Source organism: Blastococcus brunescens (assembly GCF_035320885.1).
GTDB classification, from domain to species: Bacteria; Actinomycetota; Actinomycetes; order Mycobacteriales; family Geodermatophilaceae; genus Blastococcus_B; species Blastococcus_B brunescens.
Genome location: NZ_CP141261.1, coordinates 877,528 through 892,450, shown reverse-complemented (window position 1 = coordinate 892,450; position 14,923 = coordinate 877,528). Strand labels below are relative to the sequence as shown.

Sequence of the window (14,923 nt, the reverse complement as noted above, 5' to 3'; positions counted from 1 at the left end):
GTGGAGGCCAACGTCGCCCGGGCGGGGCTGCTCAGATCGCCGGCGCCGTCGCGGGTGAGATCGACATCGTCTTCAGCAACTACGTCTCGATCCTGCAGGCGGCCGGCGAGGGGCTCCCGCTCCGCATCATCCGCGAGAACAACCGGTCGGGCCCGCAGGGCATCTACGTCCCCACGGGCAGTCCCATCACCGGGCCCGCGGACCTGGCCGGGGCCAGCATCGCCATCAACAGTCTCGGCAACATCCAGGAGCTCACGGCACGCGCGGTGCTCGAGTCCCACGGCGTGGACCCGGCCGGCCTGAGCTTCGTCGAGCTGCCGCCGCCGGAGATGCCGGCCGCCCTGGAGCAGGGGCACGTGGACGCGGCCTGGATGGTGGAGCCGTTCCTGACCCAGGTCGAGCAGCGCGGCACGGCGACCCGTGTGGTGAGCGCTTTCGAAGGGCCCACGGAGAACCTGCCCGTCGCCGGATGGACGGTCACGCAACAGTTCCTGCAGGAGAACCCCAACACCGTCGCCGCGTTCGTCCGGGCGATGGACGCCGCCATGACGATGGCCGTCGAGCAGCCGGAGACGGTCACCGAGATCATCCCGACCTACACCGAGATCTCGCCGGAACTGGCGGCCCAGCTGTCCACGCCGGGACTAGCCGAGAACAGCGACCTGAGCGACTTCGGCACGCTGGCCGAACTCATGGTCGAGTACGGCCTGATCGAGGACGGCCTCGACCTCGAGGAGGTCACCGTGGACGCCGACGAGCTGCCCCAGGAGTAGTGCGCGATGGGCCCGGAGCCGTCGTGAAAGGCTCCGGGCCCGTGGCCGATCCCACCGAAGGAAGCATCGTGATCGAGTCCCTGCCCGGCAGCGACGTCCCGGAACGACCGATGGCCGACGACGGGGCCGACCGGCCACGCTCCGTGGAGGGCATGGCCGGGCTGGCCAAGGGACTGGCGATCATCGAATCGTTCGGACCCGGCCGCACCCAGCTCTCGGTCACCGAGGCCGCCCGGGCCATCGCGACGTCGCCCGCATCCGCCCGCCGCTGCCTGCTGACGCTCGAAGAGCTCGGCTACCTCAGCTTCGACGGCAAGTTCTTCCGGCCGACGCCGCGGATGGTTCGCCTCGGCGCCGCGTACCTCGAGACGTCGTCCCTCCCCTGCTCGCCCAGCCGCACGTCCTCGCGGCCCGGGAAGAACTCGGCGAGTCCGTCTCGCTGGCGGTGCTCGAGTCCGACGAGGCGGTGTTCGTCGCCCGCGCCGACGCCCAGCGCATCGTCTCCGCCGGGGTGCGCCTGGGCGCCCGGCTCCCCGCTCATGCCTCCGCGACCGGGCGGGTGCTCCTCGCCGGCCTGCCGGACGACCAGGTCGACGCGGTCCTCGAGCGGGCCGACCTCCGCGCCAGCACGCCGAACACGCTGACCTCCGTGGCCGAGATCCGGGAACGGGTGCGCCGCGCGCGAACCGAGCAGATGGCCTACACGGACGAGGAGCTCGAGCTCGGCATGCGCACCATGGCCGTGCCGGTCCGCGACAGCCAGGGACGCGTGCGGGCGGCGATGAGCGTGGCCGCCTTCACCGCCCGCATCTCGCTCCCGGCCATGAAAGCCACGTTCGCCCCCATCCTGCGCGAGCACGCCGAACGCCTCGGCCGGATGCTCTGAGCGACCGCTCCCGCCAGGTGTACTGACCACGGACGTTGGTGACGCCGACCGGCGTGGGTTCGGTGACATGAGGAAGACCCCCGAGTGGGACGAGGCCGTCCGGCGCGACACGTGATCGGAGCACTGCGGCAGCGGATCGGCGAGCCGGTGCACGAGCGCATCGCGGCGCTGTCCACCGTCCTCCCCCGTGCGGCCCTCCACCGTCCGAGGGCATACCACGGCGGCCGTCCGTAGGGTCTGCCGATGACGTGGAAGCGGGCCGTGTTCGCGCTGTTCACCGTGGCGGCCGGCACCAACGTCCCCACACCGCTGCTGCTCGTCTACCAGGAGCGGCTGGACCTCTCGGCGGAGGTGCTCACCGCCCTCTTCGGCTGCTACGCCGCCGGCCTCGTCCCCGCCCTCCTGGTGGCCGGCGAGCTGTCCGACCGCCTGGGTCGCCGCCGTGTCGCGATTCCGGGCATCGTCCTGTCGGCGGTCGCCTCGCTGGCCTTCGCGGCCGCCGGGGACTCCCTGACCCTCCTGTTCCTCGCCCGGTTCGCGCAGGGCGTCGTGAGCGGTGTGGTGTTCAGCGTGGGCAGTGCCTGGGTCGGCGAGCTGTCGCTGGCGTCCGGGGAAGGGGCGGGCGGACGACGCGCGGCGGTCGCCATGACGGCGGGCTTCTCCTCGGTCCGCTGACCAGCGGTTTTCTGGGTCAGTACGCCCCCGCGCCCACCGTGCTGCCCTACCTCGTGCACGTGGCACTCGTGGCCGTCGGGCTCGCGCTCGCCGTCCGGCTGCCCGAGACCGTCGACCTCGCCCACCCGAGCCGGACCGGCGCGGGCACGGCGACGGCGGCGCCGCTGATCGCGCCGGGGACGGCCTCCTGGTGGCGACCGTGCTGGCGCCCGTGGCCGTGTGCGTCTACGCGTTCCCGTCGACGGCGATCAACGCCGTCCCGCTGCTGGTGGAGCTGCCCTACGGCGGGGTGGCGGTCACCGGCGTGCTGGCCGGGGTCACCCTGGGGGCCGGGACGCTCGTCGCCGGCCTCCAGCGGCGGCTGGGCGCGTGGACCGCCGTGCTCGGCACCGGTCTCGGCGCCGCCGGCCTCGGCGCCGCAGCCGCCTTCGCGACCACGGGGGCACTGCCCTGGCTGGTCGTCGCGGCGCCCGTGCTGGGGGCCGGTGGCGGGCTCTGTCTCGCGGCCGGTCTGACGCTCACGGCCCGGCTTGCGGCGCCCGGGCGTCTCGGGGCGCTCACGTCCCTGTTCCTCGCCTGCGCCTACGTCGGCTTCGCCGCCCCTTCGTCATGGCGGTGGTCGCGCGGGCGACGTCGGCGACCGTGCCCTCGTCGCCGCCGCGGCGCTCACCGGGCTGCTGTCCCTGCGCCTGCTCGTGCCCGCGCGCCGCGGCCGGCTCTGACGCCGGACAGCGCGACGGCGCCCTCCGGGAGGAGAGGGCGCCGTCGGCCGTGCCGTGCCGGGTCAGCCGGCGATCTGCTCCGCGAACTCGCCCTCGAAGGCCTCCTCGAGGACAGTGGCGCCACCGGGCACGTCGGCCGGCTGCAGGATGAAGCTCTGCAGGCTGGGCGACTGGCCGAGCTCGAAGCCGCGGATCGGGACGACGAGGCCGCCGGTGTCGACCTCCTCGAGCTCGGTGAAGGCGTTGAGCACGCCCTCACGGGTGAGGTCGCCGTTCTCGCAGGCCTGGTCGAGCACCTGCTTCATCAGCTCGCTCATGCCGAAGCCCACGACCACGCCGAGGCTGACGGCCGCGTCCGGGTAGGCGGCCTCGTACTGCTCGAGCAGCTCGGGGTGCGCGTCGAAGGCCGACACCGGCGAGGCGACGTACAGGTGGGTCTTCAGCCACTCGGCCGCCGGGCCCTGCAGCAGGCCGGGAGCGAAGACCGGGTTGCTGCCGAGGATCGGCACGTCCAGGCCCTGCGCCGCGGCCACCGTGGCGACCGACGCGGTCTGCCCGGGCGCCACGGTCAGCGCGATCAGGTCGACACCGGCCGCCTTGAACTGGGTGATCTGGGCGCTCATGTCCTGGTCGGTCGCCTTGATCTGCGCCGGGATGACCTCCAGGCCGTTCGCCGCGGCGACGGCCTCGGTGCCGGCCAGGCCGTTGGCGCCGTACTCGCCCTCGAAGTAGATGTGGCCGACGGTGTCGCCCTCCGCGAGGAGCCCCTCCCGGAACAGGTAGTCGTAGCCGTTGGCGATCTCGACGTCGTAGGTGGCGCCCACGACCCCCGTGCCCGGGATCTCCGTCAGGGTCTTCGACCACGCCGACGGGAAGTTGACGATCTGGTCGGCCTCGTACTCCGGCGCCAGGGCGGTGTTGATCGGCGAACCGATCGTCTGCTGCATGGCCAGGACGTTGTCCTTCATCCCGCTGTAGAGCTGGACGCCCTGCTGGGGCACGTACCCGGTGTCCTGCACCTCGAGCTCGACGTCGTAGGTGTCGCAGACCTGGTTGTCCTCCCAGAACAGCTGGTTGGCGTTGGTGATGTCGTTGCCGAGCGCCGCGAAGACGCCGGTCAGGTCGGTGAGGACGCCGAGGGTGATGGTCTCGCCCTCGACCCCGATGTCGGTGGCGACGTCGCCGGCGGCCGCTCCTCCGCCGCCGCCGGACGACTCGGGCGCCTTGGTGCTGCAACCGGTGGCGGCCAGGACGAAGCTGGCCGCCAGCATCGTGGCGCCGGTCGAACGCTTGCTGAGTCTCACGTGGTGCTCCCTTGGGCTGGTGGGTCGGACGGAGTGGGTTCGGTGGAACGACTGGGTGTGTCGGGTGGGTGCTGGGTGATCCGTCCTCCGGGACGGCGACGGAACCGGCCGGTGATGCGGTTCGCGATGCCGGCCAGGCCGGCGGGCTCGAAGAGGATGACCAGCACGATGGCCGCGCCGAACAGGAACCGGGCCGCCTCACCGGCCGCCAGTCCCTCGCCCCGGCCCACGAAGGGGATCAGGTCGGCGTACCGCTGGAAGACCAGCGGCAGTGCGCTCACGAAGATCGCCCCGAGCACGGCACCGTTCACCGAGCCGAGCCCACCCAGGACGATCATGGCGAGGTAGAGGATGGACAGCTCGAGGCCGAAGGACTCCGGCGCGATGCTGCCGATCGACAGGGCGTACATCACCCCGGCCAGCCCGGCGTACATCGAGCTGACCAGGAAGATCCGCGCCTTGTAGCCCTGGACGTTCACGCCCATGACCGACGCCGCGACCTCGCTGTCGCGCAGCGTCTGCAGGGCCCGCCCCGGGCGGCTGCGCAGCAGGTTGCGGGCGAACAGGTAGGCCGCGAAGGCCAGGGCGAGCCCGAGGTACCACAGCCGTTCGGCCTCCCGGAACGGCACGCCGAGCACGTACAGCTCCGGGTCCCGGTTGGCGAAGGTGAAGCCGAACAGCGAGAAGTCCGGTGCCGCCCGCCCGTTGAAGCCGCCGGTGACCTCCGTCCAGCTGTTGAGCACGTGGATGCCGATGAAGACCAGCGCCAGCGACGCCACACCGAGGTAGATCCCGCGCAGCCGGGCGGCGAGCGGGCTGAAGATCAGACCCGCCAGACCGGCGAGCAGGACGCCGACGATCATGCCGATGATCGGCGGCAGGCCCAGGCCGCCCAGCTCGGCGACGCCGAGCCCGCCCGGCTCACCGGAGACGTAGACGTAGCTGACCGCCCCGACGGCGAGGAAGAAGGCGTGCGCCAGCGAGAGCTGGCCGCTGGTGCCCACGAGCAGGTTCAGGCCGATCGCGCCCACGATCGCGCCGAAGGCGGCGAAGCCGGTGCGCAGCCAGAACTCCTCGACGTACAGCGGCAGCGCGAGCAGCACCACCAGCGCCGCGAGCAGCAGCAGCGGGCGCAGGAAGGAACGCCGACGTTCGGCCGGCGCCTGCGGGCTCACCCCTGAGCGGTGCGCCCCGGGGGCGTCGGTGAGGGTCGACTCAGACACGGGTCAGCTCCTTCGTCCCGAACAGGCCGGAGGGGCGGAACATGAGGACGGCGATCATCACGATGAACGGCACGACGGCGCTGAAGCCGCGACCGAGGAAGAGCAGCTGGTCCTGGTACCCGGCCGCCATCGCCTCCGCGATGCCGATGAGGAGGCCACCCACGAGCGCGCCGCCCGTGGAGTCCAGGCCCCGAGGATCGCTGCCGGGAAGGCGCGGAGCGCGACGGCGTAGGCCGTCGGGCTCACGCCCGGGGTGGGCGAGCCGACGAGGAACAGTGCCGCGACCGCGGCGAGCACCCCGGCGACCACCCAGGCGAGCGCGGAGACCCGCCCTTGCCGGATGCCCATCAGCGCCGCCGTCTCGCCGTCCTCCGCCGACGCGCGCATCGCGATGCCCCAGCTGGAGTACTTGAAGGCGATGAAGAACGCGGCGATGAGCACCGCCGCGACGATGAAGGCGATCAGCCGGTTCTGGCTGAGCCCGATGCTCCCGACCCGGAACGACTCCCGCCCCACGGGTGCGGGACGTTGAGGATGTCCGAGCCGATCCGCCGGATCAGCTCGGTGAGGATGATGATGTCGACGCCGATGGTGACGATGGCCAGGCTGATCACCGCGGCCCCGCGGAGCCGGTTGATGATCAGGCGCTCGATGACGAACGCCGCGGCGGCGGTGATCAGGATGCCGATCAGCACGGCCGGCAGGAATCCGATCGTCTCCGACATCCGTGCGATGGAGTAGGCGCCCAGCAGCAGCAGGGAGCCGTGCGTGAAGCTCACCACCTCGCTGGACTTGAAGATGATCACGAACCCGAGGGCGATGAGCGCGTAGAGGGCGCCCAGGGAGATCCCGTTGAGGAGCAGGGAGAGGAACTGGGTCACGAGGTCGCCCCTGGGGTGTCGGAGGGGTGGTGGGCGGCGGCGTCGGAGGGGCTCTCCTCGTCGCCGGAACCGAGGTAGGCGCGGATCACCTCGGGGTCGGACTGCACGTCGGCCGGGGTGCCGTCGGCGATCCGGCGGCCGAAGTCGAGGACGGTGACGCGGTCGGCCAGCGACATGACCATCCCCATGTCGTGCTCGACGAGGACGACGGAGATCCCGAGCGCCGACCGGATCTCCAGGATGGCGTCGGCCATCCGGTCGGTCTCCTCGGCGTTCATGCCGGCCACCGGCTCGTCGAGCAGGAGCAGCCGCGGCTCCGTGCACAGCGCCCGGGCCACCTCGACCCGCTTCTGGTCGCCGTAGGACAGGACGCCGACGGGTGTGTGCAGCTTGTCGCCGAGCTCCAGGAAGTCGGCGATCTCGGCCACGCGGGCGCCGTGGACCTTCCCTCCCGCGTCGCCCGCGGGAGCCGCAGGCCGGCCGCCAGGAAGCCGGCCTTGGTCAGGTGGTGGCGGCCCAGCATCAGGTTCTCGGCCACCGACTGGGTGCCGGAGAGGGCGATGTTCTGGAACGCCCGGGCCACCCCGATGCCGGCGATCTGGTACGGCCGCATCTGGTCCAGCCGGGCGTCCCCGAACCGGACCTGCCCTCGGCGGCCTTGTAGACGCCGGAGAGGACGTTGAACATGGTCGACTTGCCCGCACCGTTGGGCCCGATGATGGCGTGGATCGAGCCGGGCGCGACCGTGAAGGAGACCTTCGACAGGGCGTTGATGGCCCCGAACCGGACGCTCACGTCGTCGACCTCGACCGCTGGGATGTCCGACCGGATGTCGGCCCCGGCGGCGTGCGGGGCGGTCATGCCGTCCACCGGGAGAGCTTCTTGCCCGAGGACACCCGCACCCGCTTCTCGCCGGCGTCGCCGCCGTCGTGACCGAGGTACAGCCGCTGGACCTCGTCGGTCTGGGCCAGCTGCCGCGCGTCGCCGGAGAGCGACACCTCCCCGACGTCCAGCACGTAGGCCAGGTCAGCAACCCCGAGCGCCATGGTCGCGTTCTGCTCGACCAGCAGGACCGAGGTCCCCTGCCGGTTGATCTCGGCGATGACCTCACCGATCTGGCCGATGATCCGGGGCGCGAGACCCAGCGACGGCTCGTCGAGCAGGAGCAGCTTCGGGCTGGCCATCAGCGCCCGGCCGATGGCGAGCATCTGCTGCTCACCGCCGGACAGCAGCGCCCCGCGCTGCGAGCTGCGCTCCTTGAGCAGGGGAACAGGTCGTAGACCCGGTCGTGGGCCTTCGCCTTGGCCGACTTGTCCCGGTTGCCCATCCCGCCGGCGCGGAGGTTCTCCTCCACGGTGAGCCGGCCGAAGATGCGCCGCCCCTCGGGTACCTGTACCAGGCCCAGCCGGACGGCCTGGGCCGGGTCGCGGGAGGTGATGTCGGCGCCGTCGAAGGTGACCTTCCCCGACTCCACCTTGCCCCGGTGCAGACGGAGGGTGCCCGAGATGGTGCGCAGCAGCGTCGTCTTCCCGGCGCCGTTGCTGCCGAGGACGGCGACGACCTTGCCGTCCGGGACCTCCATGGAGACCCCGCGTACCGCCTGGACGGCACCGCCGTAGGTCACGTGGAGCGCCTCGATGCTCAGCACGGGCAGCACTTCCTCTCTCGGACGTCGATCGACGCACGCGGACCAGCAGGTGAGGGGCCGGGGGCCGTCACGGGAAAGGGACGGACCCCTGGACGGACCGTGGCCCGGAGGCCGGCTCGCGCGCCGGGCGGGCACACGACCTGACCGCGTGGGCCCGCGATGCGGCCGATGGGGGCGCCGGGCGCCTCCGCAGTGACCTGGCCCACATGCGGCGGAACTCTAAGGGAGTTCGGACCCGATTCCGACCAGATCAGGTCACAGATCGGTCACCTCGCGGCACACCACCCGTCAGGGGCCCGGCGCCTGGGGGTTGACCACAGGGTGGACGGGAGCAGATGCGTGGGCCGGCCACATTGCGCCGGCCCGGCCCGGCCCGGCCCGTCGCCCATCGGGGATCGAGCTGCCGCGCCCGGAGCGGGCCCGACGGCCGACGGAAGCCAGGGGTCGCGCGGGACGTTGCCCCACCGTGACCAACAGCGGGGACGTGGACGTCGTCGTCATCGGCGCGGGTCAGGCCGGGCTGTCCACCGCCTGGGCGCTGGCCCGGCAGGGCTTCGAGCCCGGGACCGGCTTCGTCGTCCTCGACGCCGACGACGCACCCGGTGGCGCCTGGCAGCACCGCTGGCCCTCGCTCACCCTCGCCACCACGCACCGCGTGCACGACCTGCCCGGTCTCCCGTTCGAACAGCCGGATGCCGACACCCCGGCCGTCGACTCCGTCCCCGCCTACTTCGCCGAGTACGAGCGCCGGTTCGCGCTGCCCGTCCACCGCCCGGTCCGCGTGCGCGCCGTCCACCGCACCGACGACGACCGTTTCCGCGTCGAGACTGGCTCCGGCGACTGGACGGCGCGCGCGATCGTCAACGCCACCGGCACCTGGACCCGGCCGTTCGTGCCCCGCTATCCCGGGCAGGAGCTGTTCGGCGGGCGGCAGCTGCACACCGTCGACTACCGGGAGGCGGCCGCGTTCGCCGGCCAGCACGTCGTCGTGGTCGGCGGCGGCGCCTCGGCCACCCAGCTGCTCGGCGAGATCTCCACGGTCGCGACGACGACCTGGGTCACCCGCCGGCCGCCGGTCTGGCGTGACGGTCCGTTCGACGAGCACGTCGGACGCGAGGTGGTCGCGAAGGTCGACGCGGCCGTGCGCGAGGGCGGCGCCCCGGCAGCGTCGTCGGCCTCACCGGCCTGCTCGTCTCCACGCCCTACATCCGTGACGGCCTCGCGCGGGGTGTCTTCGAGCGGCTGCCGATGTTCGACCGGATCACCGAGGACGGCGTCGTCTGGGCGGACGGCCGGAGCGTCCGGGCCGACGCGATCCTCTGGGCCACCGGGTTCCGGGCCGCCGTCGCGCACCTGGCCCCGCTGCGGCTGCGCGCGCCCGGCGGCGGCATCCGGATGGACGGCACCTCGGTCGCCGGTGAACCGCGCATCCACCTGGTCGGCTACGGCCCTCCGCGAGCACGATCGGCGCCAACCGCGCCGGTCAGGCAGCGGCCCGGGCCCTGCGCAGGGTGCTCCGCGACCCGGGGAACTCCCCGCACCGCCTGACGAGGGACCCCCTGCCCCCGGCCCCGTCCCGAGGCTCGTCCCGAGACCGCGAGGGATGAGGAGGACGGGGTCCTTCCACTCGCAGCGGGGCCCTGCGGGGGCCGTGTCGGGGTCCGTTCAGGGTCGGTTCAGGGCGCTCCCCGATGTATCCGAGGGGCTGGGACGACATCGTTCCTGACATGACTTCTCCCCTGCCCGCCAGCGGGTCGATCGCATGATCGTCGCCCGCGGCCTCACCAAGATCTACGGCGACAAGCCGGCCGTCGACGGGATCACCTTCACCGTCGAGCCCGGCCGGGTCACCGGCTTCCTCGGCCCCAACGGTGCGGGCAAGTCGACGACGATGCGGATGGTCCTCGGCCTGGACCGGCCCACCACGGGCAGCGTCACCGTCAACGGCCGCCGCTACCAGGACTACCCCGCACCGCTGCGCGAGGTCGGCGCGCTGCTGGAGGCCAGCGCCCTGCACCCCGGCCGCTCGGCGCGCGACCACCTGCGCTGGCTGGCCGCGAGCAACGGCATCCCGCGGGCCCGGGTCGACGAGGTGCTCGGCCTGGTCGGCCTGGAGGCGGTCGCGGACAAGCGGGTGGGCAAGTTCTCCTCGGCATGGGGCAGCGGCTCGGCATCGCCGTCGCGCTGCTGGGCGACCCGCCGGTCGTCGTCCTCGACGAACCGGTCAACGGCCTGGACCCGGAGGGCATCCGCTGGGTGCGCACCCTGGCCCGCGAGCTGGCCGCCCAGGGCCGGACCGTGTTCATCTCCAGCCACCTGATGTCGGAGATGGCGCTGACCGCCGACCACCTGGTCGTCGTCGGACGGGGCCGCATCCTGGCCGACTGCTCGATGACGCAGTTCATCGCCGAGCACGCCATGTCCTACGTGCGCGTCGCCAGCCCGCAGCGCGGGAGGTCGCCGATCTCCTGCGCCGCCAGGGGCTCGACGTCGCCGTGCACGAGGAGGAGCTGCACGTCCAGGGTCTGGGCACCGCCGCCATCGGAGAGCTCGTGGGGAAGAGCGGCCTGCTCCTCCACGAGCTCACGCTCGTCCGCTCCTCCCTCGAGGACGCCTTCATGACGTTGACCGCCGACAGCGTCGAGTACTCCGCGCACTCCGTCGCGACGACCACCGCTGGGATCCCCGCATGACCACCACCGTCTTCTCCGACACCGTCTCCCTGGACCCGAGGGCCAACGTCCCCGTCCGGAAACCGGGCTTCGGCGCCACGCTCCGGGCGGAATGGATCAAGTTCTGGACGGTCCGCTCGACGATGTGGTCGACGGTGATGCTCTTCGTCCTCGGCGCCGGCCTGACCGTGCTGATCTGCGCCACGAACGCCGAGTGGCTGGCCAGCGGCGAGGCCGACGAGCACCCCGGCTCGTTCATCACGTTCGGCATGACGTTCGCCCAGATCACCGCGATCGTGCTCGGCACGCTGGCCGTGACCAGCGAGTACGGCACCGGCATGATCCGGGCGACGCTGGCCGCCACACCGCGGCGGGGCGTCGTCCTGGCGGCCAAGGCGCTGGTGCTGACCGGTTCGCTGTTCGTCGCCGGCACCGTCACCGCCTTCGCCGGCTGGTTCGGCGGCAACTGGTTCTTCGAGAACGAGGGCATCGGCCTGGCGCTGAGCGACGACGGCGTGCTGCGGTCGATGGTCGGCAGCGGCCTCTACATGGCCGGGCTGGGCCTGCTCGCGGCCGGCGTCGGGCTGCTGGTGCGGCACACCGCCGCCGCGCTGTCGATCGTCCTGGCGCTGGTCTTCGTCGTCGGGAACATGGTGTTCCTGCTCCCCGGCGCCTGGGGCGAGTGGGCCGGAAAGCTGATGCCGGGCAACGCCGGATCCGCCGTCGCCACGCCGGTGTCGTTCAACCCCGACGCGCTCGGACCCTGGGTCGGGTTCGCGGTGTTCGCCGGGGAGGTGGCGGTGGTCCTGCTGGTCGGCTACCTCACCTTCCGCCGCCGGGACGCCTGACCCCCGTCCCCGCGCCGCCCCGCTGGACCCCGGTTCAGCGGGGCGGAGCCGCGGGCAGGTACCAGCCGTCGCCACCGACCGGCACTCCCGACAGCTGCCGCGGCAGGTACTGGTCGAAGAACATGCGGGCGGTCAGCTCGTGCCGGCTGACGACCCCGAGCTTGGCGAACACCTTCTTCAGGTGGTCCTGGACGGTGGTCAGCGAGATCGACAGCGCCACGGCCACCTGGGGGTTGCTGTTGCCGGCCACCACCAGGCGGGCCACCTCGCGCTCGCGCGGGGTGAGCCCGTAGGCCTCGGCGATCACCGCCGCCAGCTCGTAGGGCGCCACGGGCTCGATCACCAGCGACAGCCGTTCCGGGCCGGCCGCGTCGGCCGGTTCCAGGACGTCGAGCTGCACGCTCATCCACCGGCCCGTCCGCAGCCGCACCCGCGCCGACTGGCGCCGTCCACCCGACGCGACGAGGCGGGACACGAGCATGACGACGCCGACGGGCACGCCGTCGATGCGGGAGTCGGGCATCTGGTCCAGCAGGACGCGTGCCGCACGGCTGGCCAGCTCGACGTCGATGCGCAGGCCGTCGACCCGCAGCACCGCCATCCCGGGCCCCTGCTCGACGTCCCGGTGGGCGATCTCGGTGACCAGCAGGGTGCGGCGCACGGCCGTGGCGATGTCCGGTGCGACGGCGGCGACCAGCTCGATCTCGGCCTCGGTGAAGTCCGGCGCCCCCGTCTCCCGGAACAGGACCACCGCCCCCAGGGGCGGCCCCGGTCCCGCAGCACCGCCCGGAGCTCCGGTCCCATCCCGGCGGGCAGCATCACCTCGCGGTACCGGGCGCTGCTCTCCGGTCGACCCCGGGTGCGCCGGTGGAGGGTGGCGACGCCGGACCGGTCGCGCGCCAGGGCGGGCAGCAGGTTGACGTCGTCCGTCCCGACCTCCAGCTCGAGCAGGCGCGGCAGGACGGCCAGCGGCAGGCCCTCGTCGTGGTACCCGCCGGTGTTCATCACGGTCGCCGGGTCGAGGAGCAACCCGCACCAGCAGTCCGACGGCACGGCCCGGTCGAGCACCGGGACGACGCCGCGGAAGAGCGCGAGTGGGTCGGTCGCCGACCGGCAGAGCCGCTCGATCCGGTCGCGCACCGAGGGAGCCGGTGCCATGGCGCAGACGGTAGGACGGCGGGACAGGCAGGGAAACCCCATGGTTCAGGGATGTCGCGGGCCCTCGTGCCGGCCGAGCCTTTCCGCATGACCACTCCCGGCACCGTCCAGCAGGTCCCCGTCGTGCACGCTCCGGGCGAGGGGACGGCGATCTGGCACCTCGACACCCTCATGACGTTCAAGGCCCTGAGCGGGGACACCGGCGGGCGGCTCGCCGTCTGGGAGCAGCTGCTGCCGCACCGTTCCTCCCCGCCGCTGCACGTCCACTCCGAGGACGACGAGGCGTGGTTCGTCCTCGACGGCGAGCTGACGTTCCAGGTAGCGGACCGGACCTGGTCCGCCACGGAGGGCAGCTTCGTGTGGGCGCCACGGGGTCTCCCGCACACCTTCCGGGTCGACTCCCCACGGCCCACCTGCTCGCCCTCGCCGTCCCTGGCCGGTTCGACCGGTTCGTGCGGGCCACCGGCCGACCGGCGCAGGCCCCGACCCTGCCGCCCCCGCCGGACGGCCCACCGGACATGGCCGCGCTGGTCGGCGCAGCCAGGGAGCACGGGATGGAGGTGCTGGGACCGCCCTCGCGTGACGACACCGCCCTCACCAGGGACAGTTGAGCAGTGACCTCCCTGACCCGCTGACCGCCGGCGCCCGCCGCGCCGACCAGTTCCTCACCCTCCTGACCGCGGACGACGCCGCTGCCGGCGAGCTGCTCGACAGCCTTCCCGACGTGCGCGACCTGGTGTTCCTGGGCGCCGGCCTCACCGCGGTGGCCCGTGCCGAGGCGCGGGCCCTCCCCCGGCGCAGCGGGCCCAGGCCAGCACCCGGCAGCTGCGCCTCGGCGCACTGCGGGACGCCCACCGCAGCGACCCGGAGGGGCTGCGCACGTGGCTGCGGCGGTCGGGCGAGGAGATCCTGCTCATCCGCTCGCAGCGGGCGATCGCCGACCGGGTCGCGGACACCGATCAGGCGCGGACGGCCACCGCGCCGCGGCCGAGGCCAACGGGAGCGCCGCAGCCAGCAGCGCCGCGACGACCGCGTAGGTCCAGTCCAGCCCGATGCCGGCGGCGAGGAAGCCGAGCACCAGCGCGCCCATGGCGGTGCCCGCGTCAAAGGAGGCGTTCCACATCGCGCTGGCCGTCGTCGTCCCGCGCTCGCCGGCGCGCGCGAACGCCGCCACCAGGGTGAGGTTCTGGGTGGCCCCGTACCCCGCGCCGAACACCGCCACCCCGACGAGGATCCAGGCGTCGCCCGCGGTCAGCCCGACGCCGGTGCCCACGAGCCCGACGGCGGCGACGACCAGCGCCACCGGGAGCAGCACGCGGGTACCCAGCCGGTCGGACAGGGCGCCGGCCCGCCAGCGCGTGATGGCCCCGGTGACGCCGAAGACGAGCAGCGCCGTCGTGGCGAGGGCGCCGTCGGGACGCTCGATCGGCAGGAACGTCATCACCCCGCCGCCGGCCATGGTGACCAGCAGCAGCACCGCCGACGGCGCCAGCGCGGCACGCACGGCCGCCCGCCCCGACCCGGCCGGCCCCGGGCCCGGCTCCGGCGCCACCGAGCGCACCAGCCGCGGGACCAGGAGCACCCCGAGGACCGGGGAGGCCGCCAGCCACGCCATCCAGCCGACGTGCCCGCCGAGGACCAGCGCCACGCCGGCGGGCACGGCGGCCAGGTTCGGGATCGCGATCGCGAGGCCGTAGAGGCCGACGGACTCCCCGCGCCGCTCGGGTGGGGCGACCCGCGCGGCCAGCGTCGCGCCCAGCACGGTGAGGACGGAGAAGCCCGCACCCCGCACGGCGGAGAGGGCGCAGATCCACGCCAGGCCGTCGTCCAGGACGTAGAGGGGCGCGGGCAGCCCCATCGCGAGTAGACCCGCGATGAGGACCGGGCCCACGCCGTACCGGGCGGTGAGCGCCGGGATCGTCGCCTGGACGGCCACGGTGACGACCAGGAAGACGGCGGTGACGCCGCCGGCGGTGCTGACGGCCGCTCCCCGCCCACCGCGTAGACGGGGAGGGAGGCGAGGGTCAGGCAGAAACTGGCGAACCCCAGCACCGTGACCCCGATCAGGGTCTGCATCCCTCGGAGGCGCCACAGCGCCGTCCGCTCCTCCACCGCTACCCTCCGCACTCCCTG

General features: G+C 73.2%; 19 protein-coding genes and 2 pseudogenes. 11 read left to right on the top strand and 10 right to left on the bottom strand.

Translation table 11 applies throughout. The features are described 5' to 3' along the window. Positions 1-35: 35 nt before the first annotated feature. The 6 genes and pseudogenes from U6N30_RS06145 (at position 36) to U6N30_RS06125 (ending at position 3,056) form a co-directional block, all read left to right on the top strand. Positions 36-773 carry an ABC transporter substrate-binding protein gene (locus tag U6N30_RS06145; protein ID WP_324278182.1) on the top strand — a complete coding sequence of 246 codons (738 nt, stop codon included), beginning with the start codon at positions 36-38 and terminating at the stop codon, positions 771-773. A gap of 110 nt (positions 774-883) precedes the next feature. Next, positions 884-1,072: pseudogene (locus U6N30_RS33460) on the top strand (helix-turn-helix domain-containing protein); the annotation flags it as partial. Further along, positions 1,030-1,659, top strand: coding sequence for an IclR family transcriptional regulator domain-containing protein (locus U6N30_RS06140; protein ID WP_422678094.1), 630 nt, complete (start codon positions 1,030-1,032; stop codon positions 1,657-1,659). The pseudogene U6N30_RS33460 and the gene U6N30_RS06140, both read left to right, overlap by 43 nt. A gap of 243 nt (positions 1,660-1,902) precedes the next feature. Next, entirely contained in the window at positions 1,903-2,334 is a 432-nt protein-coding gene (locus U6N30_RS06135; protein ID WP_324276565.1) for an MFS transporter, read from the top strand. Between the two features lie 38 nt (positions 2,335-2,372). Beyond that, positions 2,373-2,849: a hypothetical protein gene (locus U6N30_RS06130; protein ID WP_324276564.1), complete on the top strand. Its 477-nt coding sequence runs from the start codon at positions 2,373-2,375 to the stop codon at positions 2,847-2,849. Positions 2,850-2,864: 15 nt separating this feature from the next. Next, a complete protein-coding gene (locus tag U6N30_RS06125; protein WP_324276563.1) occupies positions 2,865-3,056 on the top strand; it encodes a hypothetical protein in 192 nt (63 codons plus the stop codon). A 62-nt stretch (positions 3,057-3,118) separates the two neighbouring features. Here the strand turns inward: U6N30_RS06125 and U6N30_RS06120 are convergent, their stop codons facing one another. From U6N30_RS06120 to U6N30_RS35300, 8 genes are all read right to left on the bottom strand, one after another. Beyond that, positions 3,119-4,360: an ABC transporter substrate-binding protein gene (locus U6N30_RS06120; protein WP_324276562.1), complete on the bottom strand. Its 1,242-nt coding sequence runs from the start codon at positions 4,358-4,360 to the stop codon at positions 3,119-3,121. After that, entirely contained in the window at positions 4,357-5,583 is a 1,227-nt protein-coding gene (locus U6N30_RS06115; RefSeq protein ID WP_324276561.1) for a branched-chain amino acid ABC transporter permease, read from the bottom strand. Before U6N30_RS06115 ends, U6N30_RS06120 begins: the two co-directional genes overlap by 4 nt. Positions 5,584-5,640: 57 nt before the next feature. Further along, on the bottom strand, positions 5,641-6,099 hold the full coding sequence (locus U6N30_RS06110; RefSeq protein ID WP_324276560.1) for an ABC transporter permease subunit: 459 nt from the start codon (positions 6,097-6,099) through the stop codon (positions 5,641-5,643). After that, entirely contained in the window at positions 6,045-6,464 is a 420-nt protein-coding gene (locus tag U6N30_RS06105) for an ABC transporter permease subunit (protein ID WP_324276559.1), read from the bottom strand. Before U6N30_RS06105 ends, U6N30_RS06110 begins: the two co-directional genes overlap by 55 nt. Next, positions 6,461-6,892, bottom strand: coding sequence for an ABC transporter ATP-binding protein (locus U6N30_RS06100; protein WP_324276558.1), 432 nt, complete (start codon positions 6,890-6,892; stop codon positions 6,461-6,463). Before U6N30_RS06100 ends, U6N30_RS06105 begins: the two co-directional genes overlap by 4 nt. A gap of 94 nt (positions 6,893-6,986) precedes the next feature. After that, a complete protein-coding gene (locus U6N30_RS06095) occupies positions 6,987-7,325 on the bottom strand; it encodes an ATP-binding cassette domain-containing protein (RefSeq protein WP_324276557.1) in 339 nt (112 codons plus the stop codon). Next, positions 7,322-7,672: an ATP-binding cassette domain-containing protein gene (locus U6N30_RS35305; RefSeq protein ID WP_479690579.1), complete on the bottom strand. Its 351-nt coding sequence runs from the start codon at positions 7,670-7,672 to the stop codon at positions 7,322-7,324. Before U6N30_RS35305 ends, U6N30_RS06095 begins: the two co-directional genes overlap by 4 nt. Then, positions 7,648-8,112, bottom strand: coding sequence for an ATP-binding cassette domain-containing protein (locus U6N30_RS35300; protein ID WP_479690578.1), 465 nt, complete (start codon positions 8,110-8,112; stop codon positions 7,648-7,650). Before U6N30_RS35300 ends, U6N30_RS35305 begins: the two co-directional genes overlap by 25 nt. Positions 8,113-8,578: 466 nt before the next feature. Here U6N30_RS35300 and U6N30_RS06085 point away from each other — a divergent pair, with 466 nt between their 5' ends. From U6N30_RS06085 to U6N30_RS06070, 4 genes and pseudogenes are all read left to right on the top strand, one after another. After that, complete coding sequence (locus U6N30_RS06085; RefSeq protein WP_324276556.1) at positions 8,579-9,838, top strand: FAD-dependent oxidoreductase; 1,260 nt, start codon at positions 8,579-8,581, stop codon at positions 9,836-9,838. Between the two features lie 36 nt (positions 9,839-9,874). Beyond that, positions 9,875-10,201: pseudogene (locus U6N30_RS06080) on the top strand (ATP-binding cassette domain-containing protein); the annotation flags it as partial. 65 nt (positions 10,202-10,266) lie between these two features. Then, positions 10,267-10,734 carry an AAA family ATPase gene (locus tag U6N30_RS06075; RefSeq protein ID WP_324276555.1) on the top strand — a complete coding sequence of 156 codons (468 nt, stop codon included), beginning with the start codon at positions 10,267-10,269 and terminating at the stop codon, positions 10,732-10,734. Positions 10,735-10,801: 67 nt separating this feature from the next. Beyond that, the gene (locus tag U6N30_RS06070; RefSeq protein ID WP_324276554.1) at positions 10,802-11,632 is read left to right on the top strand and encodes an ABC-2 transporter permease; all 831 of its coding nucleotides are present in this window, start codon (positions 10,802-10,804) and stop codon (positions 11,630-11,632) included. Between the two features lie 34 nt (positions 11,633-11,666). On the opposite strand, the gene U6N30_RS06065 is transcribed toward U6N30_RS06070, so the two are convergent. Further along, a complete protein-coding gene (locus tag U6N30_RS06065) occupies positions 11,667-12,383 on the bottom strand; it encodes a helix-turn-helix transcriptional regulator (protein WP_324276553.1) in 717 nt (238 codons plus the stop codon). 494 nt (positions 12,384-12,877) lie between these two features. Between U6N30_RS06065 and U6N30_RS06060 the strand changes: the two genes are divergently transcribed. After that, a complete protein-coding gene (locus U6N30_RS06060) occupies positions 12,878-13,408 on the top strand; it encodes a cupin domain-containing protein (protein ID WP_324276552.1) in 531 nt (176 codons plus the stop codon). Between the two features lie 295 nt (positions 13,409-13,703). Here U6N30_RS06060 and U6N30_RS06055 read toward each other — a convergent pair whose 3' ends face one another. Beyond that, the gene (locus tag U6N30_RS06055) at positions 13,704-14,882 is read right to left on the bottom strand and encodes an MFS transporter (protein ID WP_324276551.1); all 1,179 of its coding nucleotides are present in this window, start codon (positions 14,880-14,882) and stop codon (positions 13,704-13,706) included. Positions 14,883-14,923 lie beyond the last annotated feature (41 nt).